The 763-nt window shown below is 67.4% G+C and carries 2 pseudogenes; both read left to right on the forward strand.

Features of this window, described 5'->3' with window-relative positions:
* Window positions 1-389, forward strand: a pseudogene (locus O7A61_RS32305) (anti-sigma factor); the annotation flags it as partial.
* A pseudogene (locus O7A61_RS32310) lies at window positions 379-763 on the forward strand (S8 family serine peptidase); the annotation flags it as partial. The pseudogenes O7A61_RS32305 and O7A61_RS32310, both read left to right, overlap by 11 nt.

Below are 763 nucleotides of genomic sequence, written 5' to 3' on the forward strand. Positions count from 1 at the left end.
TGGCGCAGGCCTGGGGCCGCTTCATGGCGGTGCCGGTCGGCGTCGCCTGGGCGGCGGCCGCGGTCCTGCTGGCCTTGATCGCGGTGCAGTCTCTGGTGCAGCCTGGCGGCAAGGGCGGCAATTTCGAGATCGCCGGCGCACAAGACGATCTGGCCAAATTGCCGTTCGCGCTGGTCAAATTCAAGCCGGATGCCAGGATGGCCGATATTGCCGCCTTTCTCGACGCCAACAAGCTCAAGATCATCGGCGGACCGACCGCCGACGGCGTCTTCAGGCTCGCCATTCCGGCGACGACAGCCGCCGACTATGAGAAACTGCGGGGCCTTATTGCCGCCCAGCCTTTCGCGGAGGCTGTGATCGAGGGAAGGAAACCTGTTGATGGCGGTTGAGGCGGACATTCGATTTGCGGCTATCCTGGCGGCGGCGATGACAATCGCCGCCGTGCCTGCGTCGGCGCAGAGCAACGAAGCCACTCCCGACCGGACGAAAATCGATTGCGGCAACGAGGCCAATGCGACCGTGGCCGACTGCGTCAAGGACGGCGGCGATAAGGGTGGGCCGGGTGCGGCCCAGGCCGGCGCCGTTTTTCTGCCCGCCTTGATCGTCGACCTCTTCCCCAACCCGGTCGCCCTTCCTGCACCGGTTCCGACACCACGCCCGGAGCCCGCGACAGCCCCCGCCGCGAACCAGGCAGGCCCGCCGTCCGGTGGCCCGATCATCTCGCCGACCGATCTCATCGCCGTCCAGTCGCGACGCGCCGTGA

This window comes from Mesorhizobium sp. Cs1321R2N1 (assembly GCF_037179725.1).
GTDB classification, from domain to species: Bacteria; Pseudomonadota; Alphaproteobacteria; order Rhizobiales; family Rhizobiaceae; genus Mesorhizobium; species Mesorhizobium salmacidum.